This is a genomic window from Psychrobacillus sp. Z16_25, from assembly GCF_056856695.1.
Window position 1 is genome coordinate 20584 of the sequence record NZ_JBXEOV010000002.1, and the last position, 16278, is coordinate 36861.

Consider the following 16278-nt stretch of genomic DNA (forward strand, 5'->3'; position numbering starts at 1 on the left):
TTATGCAATTATTGAAAAAAGGATTGATAAGGGGAGTAGCTCTATTTTTGGTACTGCAAATATTCTCCGTGGGAGCGAACGGGTTGGTTGGTCATTGGCACGACACTCTAATTAATGGTTTAATCCTATTTTTTTTCGGAACGGCTAGTGTCATCTATCAGATAAAAAAATGGAGCTTTTTAAAACAAGTCGTTGTACATTATATTGCCATGCTACTTCCTATTTTTCCAACCATGTTATTAAGTGGTTCTTACGCTTTAAATTCTGTTACTGATTTTTTAAAGGTATATCTAGAATTTAATCTGTCTGGCGTTATGTTATTTTTCTTCACATTTATTATTTTTAATTTATACCGGAAGCTTAAGAATAAGAAAACAACAGTAGTTTAAATCAACTGAATCCTTGATATATACAGTCATCCTAGAGTAGGGTGGCTGTTTTTTACTTGCTTAAAGCCAGACCTCACTCTTTCCCACACTAATACTCTAGTAAGTTAAAGTTTATTCTTTTAATTTCAACAATTAGATGGCATAATAAGAGTATAGAAGAAACGGAGGCAATAGCATGATTGGAATAATAGATTATGGAGCAGGCAATTTACATAGTGTGTTAAAGGCGATTGCCCGATTAGGATATGAAACGAAACTGATTACAAACCCAACGGATCATGATGATCAGATTACGAAATTGATCTTGCCAGGTGTGGGGAATGCCAAGGTTGCGATGAACGTGTTGAACCATACAGGCTTAAGTGAATATATGAAGGAACAAGTAGAAAAAGGAATGCCGCTTTTAGGAATTTGCTTAGGGATGCAGCTGCTACTCGAGGAGAGTAAGGAAGGGAATGTTCCTTGCTTAGGTTTTTTACCGGGTACTGTTCCGATGTTTGATGACAGTATAGAAAAGGTTCCGCATATGGGCTGGAATCAAGTAAAAGATGTTCAAGGTCATTTTCTCTTTAAGGAGATCCCGGATTTAACTGACTTCTATTTTGTACATTCATACTACGCTGAGCCATCCAAGGAGGAGCATATTCTTGGAACGACTAACTATGGAACAGACTTTGCATGTGTGATTGGCAATGAACAGGTGATGGGAGTTCAGTTTCACCCAGAAAAAAGCGGGAAATACGGGATTCAGCTGCTAGATAATTATTGTAAGCAAGGAGTTATGAGAGATGCTTAGAAAACGAATCGTTCCTGCCATCGACGTACTAGATGATAAGGCAGTAAAATATGTGCAGTTTCGTAATCCAACTATTATCGGAGATCCTGCTGAGCTTGGGCGCAAGTATTCGGAGGACGGGGCAGATGAATTAATTTATCTGGATACCACTGCTTCCTTAAAGGATCAGGATTTAAAAATTGAGTGGATTCGGAGAGTTGCAGAGCAAGTATATATTCCATTCTCGGTAATTGGTGGCGTACGGACGATTGATGACTTCAAAAGACTTCTTCGAGCAGGAGCTGACAAGGTAGGGGTAAACTCGGCTGCTGTCCAGCGACCAGAGCTGCTGAAAGAGGCAGCAGAAATCTTTGGAAAGCAATGTGTCGTCCTCGGCTTAGATGCAATGCCTATTTATGAGGATGAAGAAATCGTGCGCTGGGAGGTCTACACGCATTCTGGTCACGAAAAGACAGGGATGGACGTGGTAGAGTGGGCTCAGCAGGCAACAGAGCTTGGTGCAGGGGAAATTATTTGTACTAGCATTCATAAGGATGGAATGAAGAATGGCTACGATGTTCAGTTGATCAAGCTGCTTTCTGAAAAAGTACATGTGCCAATCATAGCCTCCGGTGGTGCTGGGAAGCTAGAACATATCGAAGAAGTATTCTCCGAAGGGCAAGCAGACGCGGCACTTGTTGCCTCCATGATTCACTACGGAGATTATACAATTGGAGAAATTAAAGAATACTTGCGTGAGAAAAACATTAACGTACGATTATAATAAAAAGATAGTAAGGAGAAGGGCTCCTTACTATCTTTTTCACTTTTCATAACCTAACACTTTTCCTTCCACATTCTCCAGAGGCAAGACACCAAAATCCCTACTGTCGACGCTTCTCCACCAGTTATCTCCTAGGACAAACACAGTGTTTTCTTCTACTTTTACCGGCTCCATAGAAGTTGCAAAATATTCTTTCCAAGAGTCATCATCGCCTCTATTAACAGGATCAACTTTCTCGAAGTATTCCTCTTGTTCCATTCCCTTATTTAAAGCTTTAGAATAAAAAGTATCTAATTTTTTCCCATCGATAAATACTTGACCATTTTTTATTTCTACCGTTTCTCCCTCTAAACCAACTACCCTTGAAAGGTAATAATCGGGCATAACGTAATTAGGGTTACTCGAGAATGTGAAGTCAGGTGATCTGTAGTAGATAACATCTCCTCGTCTTACTTCCTTGTTATTAGGGTCAACGACTAATTGTGAATGGGTGTATGTGTCGTAATCGTGGTTGCCTCTATCCATATTGTCTATATGCCAATCCACTAACAAGTAGTTATCAAGAGGGTCCACTGATTCGACCTTTGGTTTTGTAACAGTGTCAGCGACCATTTCTACTTCATTTGTAGAAACCTCAAGATTTTCAAACATCTCAGGTCCCTCTTTCATAAAATATAGATACATTTCTTCATTCGGTGTTTGCGTTGTCGTTTTAATTGCATCACCTGTTTCTTTAGAGTAAATAAAGTCATCATTATTAACACTAAATTTCAAGCCGTTATGCTCGTTAAACAATTGTTCCACATATTCTTTATCAATATTTGTATATATCGCGCTTACTAACTGGTCATCGAAAAAGGAGAAACTCACTTGCCCTCCATAATTCAAAGTGAAGTCTGAACCTAATCCATCTATATAGCCTATCAGATAGTCATCTCCAAATTGCTCTATAATTCTTGATGGAGCATCTCCTAATCTTATTCCTTGAAGACTTAGAGAGCCATTCTCTTCAGTGATTTCCGGCTGACTATAATCTACTATAGATCCTTGTAAAGGAAATTCCTCGCTTCTCAAGTTTTGATCTACCATATATAGAAATTCTGCTTTTTCTAACATCCACTGATTTTCAGAAGAAAAGGACAAGGTTAGCTGTTCTCCTTCCCATGAAGCCTCTATTAGCTGATTCGCATCACGTGTATATATAAACCGACCATCAAAATCACTGTTTATAGAAGTGAAGAAAGTAAAGCCATCATACTCGTCGAACAAAGTATTAAAGTAATTCGGATCTACATGTAGGAAAGTAAGGAGCTCAAGTTTATCCTCTTGGAAATAAAACCTTGCTCGATCGTCATATTCTAGTACTAATTTTCCGTCCTCTTTTGACGTTTGATAATCCTCTCCGAAGGCTGTAATCACATCTTCCTGAGAATCACCTAATGTAACACTATTTAAATAGAGAACGCCTTTTTCCTCGGAAATAGTTGGTTTCATAAAATTGGACGATTCTTGTAGAGGGGAGAGCTCAGTAGCATTCCTTAGAAAGAACAACATACTGAAAAGTAGAGCAGCTGTAATCGCAACATATTGCCATTTGATTTTCGGTTTTCGTTGTTTTCTTTCTATTTCATGTAACACATTTCCAATGACTCGTTGTTTGCTTTCATGTAAATCCTTCACTTTCGAAGGGAAATAATTACTCATTCAATAGCACCTCCCACTCGATTCCTTTCAGCTGATTTTTTAACAGTTCTCTTCCTCTTCTTAGCCTAGTTTTTACGGTGCTTTCAGGAATGGACAACAGCTTCGCCACTTCAGGAATCGTCATTTCATTAAAATAAAAATAGATAAGAATTTCACGATGCTTCAAGGGTAACTCAAGTATTGCATCTCCTATCATGGTCTTTTCATCTTGATGAACAAGGCTGTCTTTATTGATCTTAGAAGCAGGAGGGGATAGCTTTTGCTGAAGCAAAACTTTTTTATAGGCCCAGCTTTTCAAATAATCCTTGCTTTTATTCACGGTCATTCGAGTTAAGTACGCTTTTAACTCTCCACGCTCCTCGTAGTTCTGAAGATGATAGAACTTTATAAAAACATCCTGCACAATGTCTTCTGCAGAATGAAGATCTCTAACGTAACCATAAGCAACCCGAATTAAGGGCTCTGTATATTGAAGCATTATTTGTTTTAGCTTTTCACTCGTTATCAACCCTGAATCCCCCTTTCTCTATATAGTAAACGATTGAAGAATTGTGAAAGTTTGTTTTTACCATAAAATACTTTTATCGGAAGGATAAAGCCTTTATTTTAGCGAACTAAACGGTATTGGAGGGATTCATGTGGATATATTTGAAGAGGTAGTTCGTGGGGAAGAATCTCCTACGAGAAAAAGAAAAGGGTACACGCAGATTTCCTATGAAAGGTTGAAGGTGCCTGAGCTTATAAAAGAGGAACTATCACCCATTGCTCAATTCATATTAGCGCCGTTTCTGTTCGTTGGTATGGACGGAGAATTTAGTATCCCTTTTCAAGATACCAAAACAGAAGAGTTGATTCTTTCCAAAATAGCTCCTCATTTTCATTCTGTTAGAAAAATAAACAATGGAAATGAACTTTATATGACAATGAAAGATATAAAAGAGAGTTCTATAAATATATTTCGCCAGTTAGTAGAAGAAGGGAAGATGAATCCTATTGTAGAGGACATCTATTCTCCCGGAAACCGAAGTTGGGGAGGGAATTTTCCATCAAAAGAATATCGAGTAGATCTTGAGTTGATAAATACATCAATTAAGTACTACATATTAGCCTTATGGGATTTTTTTGAGTGTACTTTCCTACAAGCAAACGATGGGATGGTAATTGTACCAAGTGACTGGTCATTTGATGAATCCTTTAAAGAAAAAGTTGCTGTTCAGTCATTTGCCGGTGTTTGTGAGGAGATGATTGTAACGATTAACTGTGAAACGAATAAAATTGCTTCTATTTATATCAAATAAAACATTAGAAAAAATTGCAAAGGGGAAACTTGCATGAAAAAGTATCTCTTCATCTTAGGTGTAATGTTCGTATTGGGGGCTTGTATCCCTAAAAACTGGCCCTCCTCTCCTGCTTTTGAACAGGTGGAGGGGAGAGTGTCTATCGGAGAGCAAGCCTATCCTATGATAGTTGATCAGTATGAATGGAAGGAAAAGAATATAGAGGTAAGTAAATTTGGCGGATCGGATATATATGTATTGGCAGAAGATTTCCCAACATTAGAAGTGAGCAAAGAGGAGAAGCTAACAATTGATATAGATCAATCCCCATCTTCGATAAAGGTAACTCAATATAATGAAGATGGAACAAGCAAAGAAATTTCGATAACGGACAACCAAATACAGGTACCGATCGAAGAGGGTCACTATATTTTTGAGGTGCAAGCAACGTGGAGTCAAGGAGAGTATATTTTTATATTTGATTTAGAAAAAAACTGACTACTATCTTAATCGTAGTTCTAGAGCAAGGAACCATCCTGTGTTTCTTACATATACTATTTTTGGGGTGAGTATATGCCGAGAGTAAAATACCGTGATTCAGATGTGGACCTAGTGGCAAGGATGATGAGGGCGGAAGCAGAAGGCGAAGGTCAGCAGGGGATGTTATATGTTGGCAATGTGATTGTGAATCGCCTAGTATCCAATTGCTTAGACTTTGTAGATTTACGTACGATAGAGGATGTCATTTATCAAGTACAAGGAAATAACTATGCTTTTGAAGCTGTGCAAAAAGGGAATTTATTCTATCAAAGAGCTAGACCCACGGAAAAAACCCTAGCGAAAAGAACGCTAGATTATTGGAGAGAACTGCCGGCGAAATACGCTTTGTGGTACTTTAATCCATATGCGCCATGTCCCGATACATGGTATGGCCAGCCGTTTGCAGGACAATATAAGCAGCATTGTTTTTACGAGCCTGCTGCCGGGACGTGCGAGGGTGTTTATCAAGGGTAACGATAACATTTCACTAAGAAAGCAGGTGAGTAGCTGAGAGCTACTACACCTGCTTTTTTGGGTTTTATTCAATAATCGTCCAGCCTCGCTGAACTGCCACTTCTCGTAGTTTCTCCTCTGGTCTTACAGCAACCGGGTTTCCGACAAGTTCTAAAATATGTAAGTCTGAATAGCTGTCTCCATATGCATAGCTGTTTTCCCAATCGACATCCTGGCCCTCAAGCAATTGTTTTATTTTAGAAGCCTTCGTCGGTCCATTCACATGTTCAAGTGGAAGGGAGGTGTCCACTTTATCAGATGTGAACTTAATCTCCGTCCCAACAATCTTTTGAAAAGGATAATCTGCTACTACCTGCTCTAAAAATTGTGTGTAGGCTCCTGAAACGAGATAAATTTGTACATTGTCCTCGTGATGCTTATGTAATGTATCAATCACTTGTTTGTTTATATTAGCTGTGATGGCTGCCTTGAACTCTTCAAAGTAGCTCATTATTTCTAGCTTACTTAAGCCTGTAAATGCTTCTAGATAGAGCTGCATCGACTTCGCTCGCATTTTGGCCTTCGGATATAGCTTTACCTTGCTCGCTAAGTATGGGAGAAGGATAGCTCTGTGAAAAATTGGATATTTGTCTTGATAGACTGGATGCTCCTTCAAATGATTCATTAACAGCTTGAAGGTTTCCTCTGCATAAATGGTTCCGTCAAAATCATAAATAGCTACTCGCAAAATAAATCCCCTCTCTAACTTTCAAGTTTAGCGGAAAATGATCTCTTTCCACCAACCTATACTATCAGTGTACAGATAAAAGGTCCAAAATACCATTTCAAAAACTTGAAAACTGCTTGCAAATCGCAAGTAAATGCAGTCTATACGTAAGTATAACGGATGCAATCGCAAGTCACCTTTACTAATTCGAAAGTAAACTTAGAAGAACCGCAAGTAAATTAATTCTAATCGCACGTATTACCATTTTCTTACCATTCCCAACTCGCTCCACTATAAGAAAAGGGTGTCCGTTTAGGACACCCTTTTGACTTATTGCTTGTACATTGGGCCTTGAGCTGTACCATAAGAACTCATGATTTGTTGCATAGTTTGCTCATCAAAGCGTGGTACTTGATACCAGCCATTCTTATTCGCATAAAGTGATAGCTCATACGCCATTTCGATACAGTTCGGAACTGAATCTTGCAAAACACGACGTACAACAGGGTTTGTAGCTTCTAATGCAGCTGTTACTTTCCCTGTTGCAGCTGCTTTTGCCGATCCTAATAAGAATCCTGTGATTAACTCATCGCTAATCTCATTTGGTCCTTGGATTGGTTTTTTCGGCTGTGATGGAGTTAATCCATACTTTGTATCATTGTCTGTTTGCATCTTATAAGATGTTGTAGTGGTAGATGGATCTTTCCCTGTTTGTAAGCATTCTACAAGGGAATTGTATTCAGCTAATGTAAAGGCATATTGACGGTCCACGATGTTTAACAGCTCTTGGTCTTGAATATGTTGACGAAAGATTGTTTTTTGGTTAAGGGCACCGATCATTGCAGAAAGGATTTCTTTAACATCTAACAGTTCATGTGCACCATGGTTGAATTGCGGTACTACTGCTTGACCATTCTCCGACTGACTGTGATTCTGGCTGTATGCGTTTTGATCCAAATTAATTTCCTCCTTTTAAAAAATGGTTTGAAACATAAATAGTTTGAACCTAAGGAGCAGAAGTATGTATGTAAATGAAGAGAAGAAAAGCAGTTTATAGCTGTTATAAGGAAAAACAGTGGAAGATTTAAAATAGGGTAGTTAGAACCTAGGAGAGGCATGTTTTCTTAGAAAATTTATCAAAATTATAGATAGGAGCCACCTTATTTTTAAAGCCCAGGTTCTCCGCTGCGTCGGACGCTTGGAGTGGAGGCCAACAGGATGTTGGTCAGGAAAACGTTGTCACACGATGTGACGTTCTTAGTTTTCCCTCCACAAGGCAAGCCAGCACCCAACGCTTTCGCGTGTGGCTGTGCTGTCTCGCCTGTCACCCTTACTCCCACAGGAGTCGCCGACGCTGCTACGAACCAATAGTTAATACTACTAACAGTATTTTAACTGATTCTACAACCATAAGAGCTTCTCGTTTGATATGTCCTAACCGCTTTTGCCCAGTTTAAATTATTTTACTTCCAAGGAAGCAACTAAATGGAACAGTAGGTTATACAAGAATTGATAAGCTTCCAAAATCGTGAAGTTTTCATCAAAACCATCGATGTAGTTTAATGGTAAATTGATTTCCCATAAACCTTCTCCGCTTGAAAAAATCATACTATATTTCATCTTTTCGCTATGATAATGCTCATCAAGGAATTTACGGATTGCCTCTCCATACTTCTTCTGTACGGAAAGACCGAATAAAGCAGTATAAACTTCAAAAACTTCATCAAACTCTAAAGTAATCGAGTCAGTTTGTAAAATAGAAAAACTGTTTGATTCTACATACATAAATTCATTCACGCGTTGCATAAAATGATTTAGCGAATTTTGTAGGAATTCCTCGTTCTCTTTCGCAATCAGCTCTTCTGTTTCTTTATCAAGGCGCTCAATCACACTGTTCTTTGAAATAATACCTGTTTCAAATACAGTCAAATTTACATCGGATGTCAGCAAGCCTTGATCTTCAGCAAATTTCTTCTCTTGATTGGTTAAGAAAATAATGTCAGTTGCTTCGTTAATTTTTTTCTCTAGTGTTTTTTTAATCAAAATAATCGTTCCTTTCTTCTTCGGCGATAGTTTGCAAATCGTAAGCATCAATTATGTAGATGGGATACTCATTTTTTTCGACGTATTGTTCCGCTAATTTTTTTATGTACTTAGGAGATCCTTCGTTTTCTTCATCATACACGAGAAGCATCGCATCTGTATTACGTATTAAGAACTTATTTTTTTCAATAAATTGCCAAGGAGCCTCATATGGTTTCTTTGTTAGGGCTGTCTGGTAATCCGCCATTGCTAATAGTCTTTGATATTTTTCTTGTTTTTGCTCATTCCAATTTTTTTCTTGTTCTAAGAAAGGGGTGATGACGGCATATTTTAAGTGAGGATATTCTTCTTTCAGCTCTATCACAAGTTCTGCAGTCCATGTTTCTACTCCTTGCTGACCACTTAGAATAATCCATTCTAAATCTTCCTCTAGAAATTGTCGAAGTTGATTTTCAAGTGCTTTTTTAATAATCGTAATACCGGGATGGCTGTCTTGAAAGATGCCAAGCTCATGTGCCTTGTAGCCCGTCACCAGTAATCTCTTTACCATACAATCATTCCTTCGTGAATCGTTGTAAATGTGTCCATCTATACCATCTTCTCATAAACTGTAGGGATTGCAAAGAAAGGATGATGTGTGTGGCAGATAAAAAATCACATGTTGGGTATATTAGTCATTTTGAAGGTTACTTAAATGAAAAAGCTAAGGAATTACTTGGGTACCATGTAGCAGTGCAAACAACTAGGAATGTGTTGACGGGGAAATTAACCTCCGTAACTCCAGACCATATTATGTTAGATGTGACAGGAGTGCCATTTTATATCCGAGTTCAGCAAATAGTATGGATTTCTCCAACTATTGCAAAATAAGAAGGGATGATTGATTGTTTAATCGGATTGACAAGTTACTCATTGATCTGCCGAACCTAGAATACGGGGATGCAAATGCTGCTTCAGCAGTCCAAGAGCTTCTAGGTGGAAAATTTGGCGAAATGTCCACACTAAATAATTATATGTACCAATCCTTTAATTTTCGTGGCAAAAAGAAGCTAAAGCCTTTCTATGACTTAGTTGCTAGTATTACCGCAGAGGAATTTGGCCATGTGGAATTGGTGGCGAATACCATCAATCTCTTGCACAAAGGAACGAGCTTTGCGGGGGATCCAGATATCACACCATTGCAGGACGCAAAGGATAAGCGGAATACGTATGCCTTTATTGCGACAGCTCAGACATCCTTAGCAGGAGACTCTATGGGAAATCCATGGCGAGGGGATTATGTATTTTCGAGTGGTAACCTTGTACTAGATTTACTTCACAACTTCTTCTTAGAATGCGGTGCCAGAACGCATAAGATGAGAGTATATGAAATGACCGAGCATCCTACTGCTAGAGAAATGATTGGCTATCTGCTAGTGCGAGGTGGCACGCATATTATCGCGTACGCAAAAGCTTTAGAGATGGCTACAGGTGCAGATGTAACGAAAATGCTTCCAATCCCGAGCTTAGACAATCGAGCATTCGACCACGCGAAGAAATATGAAGACCGAGGCTATGGAAATGTATTATTTACATGGAATAACGTAGGTGACTATAAAGACATAGATAAGATTTGGAAGGGCCAAAACCCGACAAGCGGAGATCAATTGTTTGTTAAAGAAGGAAGTCCGAAAGGCTATAAGATACCTGAGTTAGATGAGCTACCAGAAGAATTCGCCCCTGGCATCGGTCCAGAAGAATTTCAAGCAATTGCAAAGAGACTTATGTGGACAATGTAAAAAGGATGGGTACACCACTTTGGAGTGGTGTTTTTTTATGGAAAATATAGCTTAATTAGTCTTACTTTTGCCTATTGTAGCTTTGAAATAATTTAATTGAGATTATTTCTCCTCTAGTATTTCTTTGGGGTTAAATGTTTTTTCGTTAGATATTTTAATTAATGTAAATAGTCGGAAGGGCATATAGGTATGTTTGTTGAATAATTTACTTTAAAGAGAGAGTGAGAGGTTTCAATAGAGTGGAAAAACATTATGAGGGGCATATTAACAATGCAATTTTACGGGCTAAAGGTCATCAGGATTAGCTTTTTAGAGGGTGCATTAGAAAGAAGTAAGGTAAGGAGAATTGTACTTAAAGTATAAAGTATTTTGATTCAAGAAGAATAAGGGGGAAGCAATTCTGGAGCCTGGGAAAAAATTAAAAGATTTAACATTAATCGATATAATTAATCGAAAGATGAATTTTATGAAATCTCAACAAACAATTCATTTTGATAATACTGGCGAGTTACAAGCATATAACGATATGATTCAAGATATTGATAAAATGACTGAAGATGAGTTTGTAAATAAGTATCTAAAAATTGTTAAAGATATTGAACTAAAATTTTCTCAAAATGAGATAATTAGTCAAGAAGATAACCATAAGATGGGCGGATATAGTAATGGAGTTGTTAACGTTCTGTTGTTAATTAACCCATTATACGAGGAAAAATTAAGTTTGTGGGGTTTTTGTTCCGATGAATTAATAAACAGACTTAAAGAGTAATTCAATAACACAACTAGTTATATGGTTGAATATTGGATACTCATAATAATTGATATAAAAAGCCTTATCCGGATAATTAAATATTTGGACCATCTTTGTTCCAAATAAGGGTTTTATATTCCATTAAGATCAGCATTTGTAGGCAATGGACGTGATTGCCTGATTGAAGATACAAGAGGGGTAGAATGTGAATGTTACTAGTTCACATACTCGCTGTTTATTTTGAAGAATGGAAGAAGTACTTCTTTAATTAAGTATATAAAAACAGGATAAAAAGGGGGAATGTAAATGTATGAACATACTTTTGTGAAAATCGAATTAATTGGTGGGATGAAACTAAAACCAAAAACAGATTACCACGAAATCGTTTACGACTATGAAAAAGAAGGGTGGGAGTTAGTTCAAATTTTTGCACCTTCGACTAAAGGTTATGGACTTGAAGAGTATTATGAGTTAATATTCAAACGGAAAAAGATGGAATGATTTTTCTGTTTTGTTGGGCAAATGACGAGGGGGCAATATATGAAAATTATGCTATTAGGGATAGCTGTTATACTTATCGGCATTGCAATATTATCAGCATATAGTTCAACGGGACTTGGATATTTAAGTGGAACAAGAATAGGACTTGGTATATCTTTTTTAGGTTTATTTATTACAATAGCGGGTTGCTTTACTAACCAGAAAAATTAATTCTTTTTTGATTAATGGGGCTTTCTTAACGGAGACAGCAAAAAAATACTGTGCGCATTTTCATTTTTCCAATCAAGCCCTCTAAAAATCATTCAAAAAGAAGTTACCAGTCCTATAGCTCCCTAAGAAAAAATTTCATCGTTTGTATGCTCATTTCTAACGGTGACTTAGCATACCCTGTATTTTTCCAATGATAAATTAAGCCCATCGTGGCACTGGAGCAAAACGAATAATATAGCTCATAATCTATTTTTTCTTTGATATGTTTTAAAATAATTTTTTTAGGAAATTCCATATAAGTTTCAATAAAGTACGTCATATATTTAAAAGGAAGCCGATTTGAAAATAGAACATCATAAAAAGACTGATGCTTTAATATATGCTCAAATATATCAACTAAGCCTTCCTTATCTTTTGAAATTAGCCTCTCAAAAGCCTCTGCATATTCTTTATGTAAATCACTCATAATCTTTCTAAAAAACTCTTCTAATAATTCATCTATATTGGAGTAATGTGTGTAAAAGGTCGAACGATTCACCTTTGCAGCGCTACATAATTTGGTGACTGTAATATCATCAAAATCTTGTTTCATTATAAGCTCTAATAACTTTTCGAATAATATCTTTTTCGTTTTAATTACACGTAAATCTTGCTCATTCAATTGGATTGCCAGCTCCATTACTAAACACTTTTTCTAAATTTGTTGGATAAACTCCTAAAATTCTTAGGTTGTCGTGTAAGTTTTTCTTTACTAAGTTAATATTTTACCATAGAACAATAAATGAATAATATTGTGTAGGGGGAATAATTCATGAAAAACGTCGTAGTAATTACAGGTGCAGCAACTGGCTTAGGTAGAGCAACAGCTTTAAAATTAGCAAAAGAAAGTTATAAGTTAGTAATTGTGGATTTCAACGAAGAAGAAGGTTTGAATACCAGAGATATGGCGAAGGACTTAGGAGCAGAAGCGATTTTTGTGAAAGCTGATGTGTCTAACGAAGAAGATGTTAAAAATTATGTAGCGAAAGCTGTTGAGGCATTTGGTACGATTGATTATTTCTTGAATAATGCTGGGATTATGATTCCTTTCCGCTTAGTACATGAATATGATTCAAATGAATATGATCGTGTGATGAACATTAATGTAAAGGGAGCATTCTTGGGTATTAAATACGTGATACCAGTTATGCTAGAGAATGGTGGCGGTACGATTGTTAATACTGTATCCTCTAACTCCTTTAAACCAACTGCATATAACGGTCTTTATTCGGCTACGAAACATGCTGTTAACGGAATTACAAAATCGATCGGTCAAGATTACCAAAACAAAAATATCTTTGCTGTAGGTGTTGCTCCAAATAACATGAAAACGAACATTTCAGCAAGCGCTGCTGTAACGATGAATGAAGAAATTGGTTTAGCGATCCATGCTACTACTCCACCAAATATAGCAGCTACTGCAGAAGAGGTTGCGGAAGCAATGATTTTTGCAATGAAAAACGGAAAATTACTAACTGGTTCTACGATTAACTGTGCTGGTGGTCAAATCTTAATATAAATCTCGCTCTAATGCCAAATGGTGAATTGTTTAAAACAATTGACCATTTGGCTTTTTTTATGCAATGAAAGGATAAAATTCCATGCAAAGCCAAAAACATTTCAGGTCATAGCTATGCTGCAAAGAGAATAAAAAATATCATTGCACTCCTTTGAGGACAATGATATTTTCTCTTTCTAATCTTTCAGAATGGTTATGCTCCTAGCTTCCTCCATATTCCGGACACCCGCCAAGGTCATGGAAGTTTTAAATTCATCTAATATTTGCGATAACACCGTTTCGACTCCTTGCTGACCGTTATAGGCAAGTCCCCAAAGTACAGGACGCCCAATACAAACTGCTGTCGCGCCTAATGCGAATGCTTTCAGTGCATCAATTCCTCTTCTGATACCGCTGTCAAATAAAACAGGAATTTTTCCATCTACCACTTCTACAATCTTGGGCAATGCATCGATGCTAGCGATGGTTCCGTCTAGCTGTCTACCACCGTGATTGGAAACAATAATGCCATCTAATCCAAATTCTATTGCTTGAAGGGCATCGTCTGGGTGTAAGATTCCTTTTAATAAAATAGGGAGACTCGTCCTTTTTCTTATTTCCGCAACATCACTCCAGTTTAAGGTAGGGTGATTTATGTTCTCGATAATTCCTTGAACAATTGCTTCCTGTTCATTCGTTTGTAAAGAACTCATAAATACTGGATCGGATGTATAATTCCCTTGTCCATAGCCGCATGAAAGGGGAGAATACCCATTCCGAACATCCTCTTCCCGCCAGCCTAGAATAACTGTATCAACAGTTAGAACGATTGCCTCATAGCCGGCCTTTTCAGCCCTTCTAACCAAGCTGTACGCAACTTCTTTATTGCTTTGCCAATATAATTGGAACCATTTGGAACTATCAGGTGCACTTACAGCTATTTCCTCAATGGAGTAGCTAGAAACCGTACTTTGCATATAATTGTACCCCAATTTTTTGGCAGCTTTAGCGACTGCAATCTCACCATCCGGATGGGCAATCTTATTGACTCCGGCTGGAGCGATAAATAGAGGATGGGGATATGTTTTACCGAAAAGCTTTACTTGTAAATCTAACGTGGAAACATTGTTTAGAAACCTTGGGAGGATTGAGTATTTTGCAAATGCATCCGTATTTTTCTTGTAGGTTTCTCCTCTACTGGCCGAGCCGTAAATGTAACCGAATGGCTCGTTCTCTAGCTTTTCTTTAGCCAATGCCTCTAGCAATTCATAGGAAAGAGGCCCTTTATCTATTTTCATCTTATTGATTCGTAAATCATTATTTATTGTGCGTTCCATCTTCATTCCTCCAACTCAAACAGCTCCAATTTTGCAATACGGTTCATCGCTTCCTCTAGACGGTCCTCGTCTACTAATAGTCCGACTCTCACGTAGCCTTCTCCATGTGGTCCAAAGCCATTTCCTGCGGCAACTGCTACATCTGCCTTTTCTAACAATAGATTAGCGAATTCCTCGCTCGTATATCCATTAGGTACAGGTAACCAAGCGAAGAAGGACCCTGGTGGAGCTTTTATTTCCCAGCCGATTCGTTTAGCTGCCTGTACAAGCGTATTTCTCCTACGCTCATAGAGATCGACTAATTTGGCCACACATTCTTGATTTTCCTTTAAGGCTACTGCTGCGGCTGTTTGGATAGCTGGGAATAAGCTGACGAATAAATGGTCTTGGATCAGGTTAATTGCTTCGATTATCTCTTCATTCCCAACTACAAATCCTACTCGCCAACCAGCCATATTATACGTTTTAGATAGCGTGTACATTTCTACACCGACATCCTTTGCTCCTGGAGTTTGCATAAAGCTCAATGGCTTTTTACCATCAAAGCCAATTGCTCCGTAAGCAAAGTCATGCACGACGGCTATGTCATGGTCCTTTGCAAGCTGCACTGTCTCCTCGAAGAATTCTTCCGTAGCGACAGCGCCAGTTGGGTTGTTTGGATAGTTTATATACATTAACTTAGCATGTTTCTTTTGTTGCTCTGTTAGTTTGCTGAAGTCAGGCAGATAATTATTTTCCTCCAAAAGGGGCATAGTATCAAATCGAACATCAGCAAGGCTAACTCCAGACAAGTAATCAGGATAACCAGGGTCCGGCAGTAGCATCAGCTCTTGCTCGTTCATTAACGCAAGCGGCAGCTCCACTAAGCCAATCTTCGCTCCAGATAAAATAGCGATCTCTTTATCTGGATCAAGGGATACTCCATACTCTTTTTGATAAAAATCAGCGGCCGCCTGTTTTAGCTCGGAAGTTCCACGAAACGGGGAGTATTTATGATTAAGAGGGAGCTCGGCAGCATCCTGCAACGCTTTCACAATGTGAGAAGGAGTAGGCTGATCTGGGTTCCCTTGTCCTAAATTAATCACATCTCGGCCTTCTTCAACAGCCTTCGCAACCCTTTTAACTAGGGTCGCAAAAAATTGAGGCGGGAGGTTCTGCAAACGATTAGAAATTTTCATATCTATGTACCTCTTTTTCTAAATAATAAATTTTCATAACTCTCCGTATGGGTATCTATTTGTTATTTTATCATGAATTAAAAATAGGTGTGAAAACATTCTGAAAAATAGTATCTCGATAGGGACTGGATTTAAAGATAATGGATGTGAGAGTAGAAACCTTTTAATCTCTAAATTCTCTAGTTGAGCATGATATGTGCAATTGTAGAAGGGAGCCTACTTTAGGTGGGGAAATGAGAAATGATTCTTACAAAAAATGTTTTCTATGTAATGAAGCTTCCCTAAGCAAATGAG

21 protein-coding genes are annotated in these 16278 nt (G+C 37.9%); 12 read left to right on the plus strand and 9 right to left on the minus strand.

Translation table 11 applies throughout. The annotated features are described in order from the left end of the window. The first annotated feature begins 2 nt into the window (after positions 1–2). The 3 genes from AC1VU3_RS02630 to hisF all read left to right on the plus strand — a co-directional run bounded on the left by AC1VU3_RS02630 (position 3) and on the right by hisF (position 1948). Entirely contained in the window at positions 3–389 is a 387-nt protein-coding gene (locus tag AC1VU3_RS02630; protein WP_482982652.1) for a DUF3021 family protein, read from the plus strand. A gap of 175 nt (positions 390–564) precedes the next feature. Further along, on the plus strand, positions 565–1185 hold the full coding sequence (gene hisH / locus AC1VU3_RS02635) for an imidazole glycerol phosphate synthase subunit HisH (RefSeq protein WP_480387758.1): 621 nt from the start codon (positions 565–567) through the stop codon (positions 1183–1185). Then, positions 1178–1948, plus strand: coding sequence for an imidazole glycerol phosphate synthase subunit HisF (hisF, locus tag AC1VU3_RS02640; protein ID WP_480387759.1), 771 nt, complete (start codon positions 1178–1180; stop codon positions 1946–1948). The genes hisH and hisF overlap by 8 nt, the downstream gene beginning before the upstream one ends. Before the next feature lie 39 nt (positions 1949–1987). Here the strand turns inward: hisF and lepB are convergent, their stop codons facing one another. Together lepB and AC1VU3_RS02650 are read right to left on the minus strand one after the other, a co-directional pair. Then, on the minus strand, positions 1988–3652 hold the full coding sequence (gene lepB / locus AC1VU3_RS02645) for a signal peptidase I (protein ID WP_482982653.1): 1665 nt from the start codon (positions 3650–3652) through the stop codon (positions 1988–1990). Beyond that, complete coding sequence (locus AC1VU3_RS02650; RefSeq protein ID WP_482982654.1) at positions 3645–4160, minus strand: sigma-70 family RNA polymerase sigma factor; 516 nt, start codon at positions 4158–4160, stop codon at positions 3645–3647. Before AC1VU3_RS02650 ends, lepB begins: the two co-directional genes overlap by 8 nt. 130 nt (positions 4161–4290) lie before the next feature. Here AC1VU3_RS02650 and AC1VU3_RS02655 point away from each other — a divergent pair, with 130 nt between their 5' ends. The 3 genes from AC1VU3_RS02655 (at position 4291) to AC1VU3_RS02665 (ending at position 5943) form a co-directional block, all read left to right on the plus strand. After that, positions 4291–4950 carry a hypothetical protein gene (locus tag AC1VU3_RS02655; RefSeq protein WP_482982655.1) on the plus strand — a complete coding sequence of 220 codons (660 nt, stop codon included), beginning with the start codon at positions 4291–4293 and terminating at the stop codon, positions 4948–4950. Positions 4951–4983: 33 nt separating this feature from the next. Further along, positions 4984–5427 carry a hypothetical protein gene (locus AC1VU3_RS02660; RefSeq protein ID WP_482982656.1) on the plus strand — a complete coding sequence of 148 codons (444 nt, stop codon included), beginning with the start codon at positions 4984–4986 and terminating at the stop codon, positions 5425–5427. 75 nt (positions 5428–5502) lie between these two features. After that, a complete protein-coding gene (locus AC1VU3_RS02665) occupies positions 5503–5943 on the plus strand; it encodes a cell wall hydrolase (protein WP_482982657.1) in 441 nt (146 codons plus the stop codon). Positions 5944–6007: 64 nt separating this feature from the next. On the opposite strand, the gene AC1VU3_RS02670 is transcribed toward AC1VU3_RS02665, so the two are convergent. The 4 genes from AC1VU3_RS02670 to AC1VU3_RS02685 form a co-directional block, all read right to left on the minus strand. After that, positions 6008–6670 carry an HAD family hydrolase gene (locus AC1VU3_RS02670; RefSeq protein WP_482982658.1) on the minus strand — a complete coding sequence of 221 codons (663 nt, stop codon included), beginning with the start codon at positions 6668–6670 and terminating at the stop codon, positions 6008–6010. 309 nt (positions 6671–6979) lie between these two features. Then, entirely contained in the window at positions 6980–7606 is a 627-nt protein-coding gene (locus tag AC1VU3_RS02675) for a spore coat protein (protein WP_482982659.1), read from the minus strand. Between the two features lie 501 nt (positions 7607–8107). Next, positions 8108–8692, minus strand: a complete 585-nt coding sequence (locus tag AC1VU3_RS02680) for a branched-chain amino acid aminotransferase (protein WP_482982660.1) — start codon at positions 8690–8692, stop codon at positions 8108–8110. Next, a complete protein-coding gene (locus AC1VU3_RS02685; RefSeq protein WP_482982661.1) occupies positions 8685–9242 on the minus strand; it encodes an SLOG family protein in 558 nt (185 codons plus the stop codon). The genes AC1VU3_RS02680 and AC1VU3_RS02685 overlap by 8 nt, the downstream gene beginning before the upstream one ends. An 89-nt stretch (positions 9243–9331) precedes the next feature. Between AC1VU3_RS02685 and AC1VU3_RS02690 the strand changes: the two genes are divergently transcribed. From AC1VU3_RS02690 to AC1VU3_RS02710, 5 genes are all read left to right on the plus strand, one after another. Then, positions 9332–9562 (plus strand): DUF2642 domain-containing protein, encoded by a 231-nt coding sequence (locus tag AC1VU3_RS02690; protein WP_482982662.1) that lies wholly within the window; start codon positions 9332–9334, stop codon positions 9560–9562. A 14-nt stretch (positions 9563–9576) separates the two neighbouring features. Then, on the plus strand, positions 9577–10470 hold the full coding sequence (locus tag AC1VU3_RS02695; RefSeq protein WP_482982663.1) for a manganese catalase family protein: 894 nt from the start codon (positions 9577–9579) through the stop codon (positions 10468–10470). A 466-nt stretch (positions 10471–10936) separates the two neighbouring features. Beyond that, on the plus strand, positions 10937–11239 hold the full coding sequence (locus AC1VU3_RS02700; RefSeq protein ID WP_482982664.1) for a hypothetical protein: 303 nt from the start codon (positions 10937–10939) through the stop codon (positions 11237–11239). A 288-nt stretch (positions 11240–11527) separates the two neighbouring features. Further along, positions 11528–11722, plus strand: coding sequence for a DUF4177 domain-containing protein (locus AC1VU3_RS02705; protein ID WP_482982665.1), 195 nt, complete (start codon positions 11528–11530; stop codon positions 11720–11722). 39 nt (positions 11723–11761) lie between these two features. Next, positions 11762–11932 (plus strand): hypothetical protein, encoded by a 171-nt coding sequence (locus AC1VU3_RS02710; protein ID WP_482982666.1) that lies wholly within the window; start codon positions 11762–11764, stop codon positions 11930–11932. 112 nt (positions 11933–12044) lie between these two features. Here the strand turns inward: AC1VU3_RS02710 and AC1VU3_RS02715 are convergent, their stop codons facing one another. Next, entirely contained in the window at positions 12045–12611 is a 567-nt protein-coding gene (locus AC1VU3_RS02715) for a TetR/AcrR family transcriptional regulator (RefSeq protein ID WP_482982667.1), read from the minus strand. A 132-nt stretch (positions 12612–12743) separates the two neighbouring features. Between AC1VU3_RS02715 and AC1VU3_RS02720 the strand changes: the two genes are divergently transcribed. Further along, a complete protein-coding gene (locus AC1VU3_RS02720; protein ID WP_480387775.1) occupies positions 12744–13490 on the plus strand; it encodes an SDR family NAD(P)-dependent oxidoreductase in 747 nt (248 codons plus the stop codon). 176 nt (positions 13491–13666) lie between these two features. On the opposite strand, the gene AC1VU3_RS02725 is transcribed toward AC1VU3_RS02720, so the two are convergent. Continuing rightward, positions 13667–14806, minus strand: a complete 1140-nt coding sequence (locus AC1VU3_RS02725; protein WP_482982668.1) for an alpha-hydroxy-acid oxidizing protein — start codon at positions 14804–14806, stop codon at positions 13667–13669. Between the two features lie 2 nt (positions 14807–14808). Then, a complete protein-coding gene (locus tag AC1VU3_RS02730; RefSeq protein WP_482982669.1) occupies positions 14809–15984 on the minus strand; it encodes an aminotransferase class I/II-fold pyridoxal phosphate-dependent enzyme in 1176 nt (391 codons plus the stop codon). Positions 15985–16278: the final 294 nt, after the last annotated feature.

What these genes read in the sequence shown, in the direction of transcription:
- AC1VU3_RS02630 (WP_482982652.1), top strand. Translation starts at nt 3, where the DNA reads ATGCAATTATTGAAAAAAGGATTGATAAGGGGAGTAGCTCTATTTTTG.
- hisH (WP_480387758.1), top strand. Translation starts at nt 565, where the DNA reads ATGATTGGAATAATAGATTATGGAGCAGGCAATTTACATAGTGTGTTA.
- hisF (WP_480387759.1), top strand. Translation starts at nt 1,178, where the DNA reads ATGCTTAGAAAACGAATCGTTCCTGCCATCGACGTACTAGATGATAAG.
- lepB (WP_482982653.1), bottom strand. Translation starts at nt 3,652, where the DNA reads ATGAGTAATTATTTCCCTTCGAAAGTGAAGGATTTACATGAAAGCAAA.
- AC1VU3_RS02660 (WP_482982656.1), top strand. Translation starts at nt 4,984, where the DNA reads ATGAAAAAGTATCTCTTCATCTTAGGTGTAATGTTCGTATTGGGGGCT.
- AC1VU3_RS02665 (WP_482982657.1), top strand. Translation starts at nt 5,503, where the DNA reads ATGCCGAGAGTAAAATACCGTGATTCAGATGTGGACCTAGTGGCAAGG.
- AC1VU3_RS02685 (WP_482982661.1), bottom strand. Translation starts at nt 9,242, where the DNA reads ATGGTAAAGAGATTACTGGTGACGGGCTACAAGGCACATGAGCTTGGC.
- AC1VU3_RS02700 (WP_482982664.1), top strand. Translation starts at nt 10,937, where the DNA reads ATGAAATCTCAACAAACAATTCATTTTGATAATACTGGCGAGTTACAA.
- AC1VU3_RS02705 (WP_482982665.1), top strand. Translation starts at nt 11,528, where the DNA reads ATGTATGAACATACTTTTGTGAAAATCGAATTAATTGGTGGGATGAAA.
- AC1VU3_RS02710 (WP_482982666.1), top strand. Translation starts at nt 11,762, where the DNA reads ATGAAAATTATGCTATTAGGGATAGCTGTTATACTTATCGGCATTGCA.
- AC1VU3_RS02715 (WP_482982667.1), bottom strand. Translation starts at nt 12,611, where the DNA reads ATGGAGCTGGCAATCCAATTGAATGAGCAAGATTTACGTGTAATTAAA.
- AC1VU3_RS02720 (WP_480387775.1), top strand. Translation starts at nt 12,744, where the DNA reads ATGAAAAACGTCGTAGTAATTACAGGTGCAGCAACTGGCTTAGGTAGA.
- AC1VU3_RS02725 (WP_482982668.1), bottom strand. Translation starts at nt 14,806, where the DNA reads ATGGAACGCACAATAAATAATGATTTACGAATCAATAAGATGAAAATA.
- AC1VU3_RS02730 (WP_482982669.1), bottom strand. Translation starts at nt 15,984, where the DNA reads ATGAAAATTTCTAATCGTTTGCAGAACCTCCCGCCTCAATTTTTTGCG.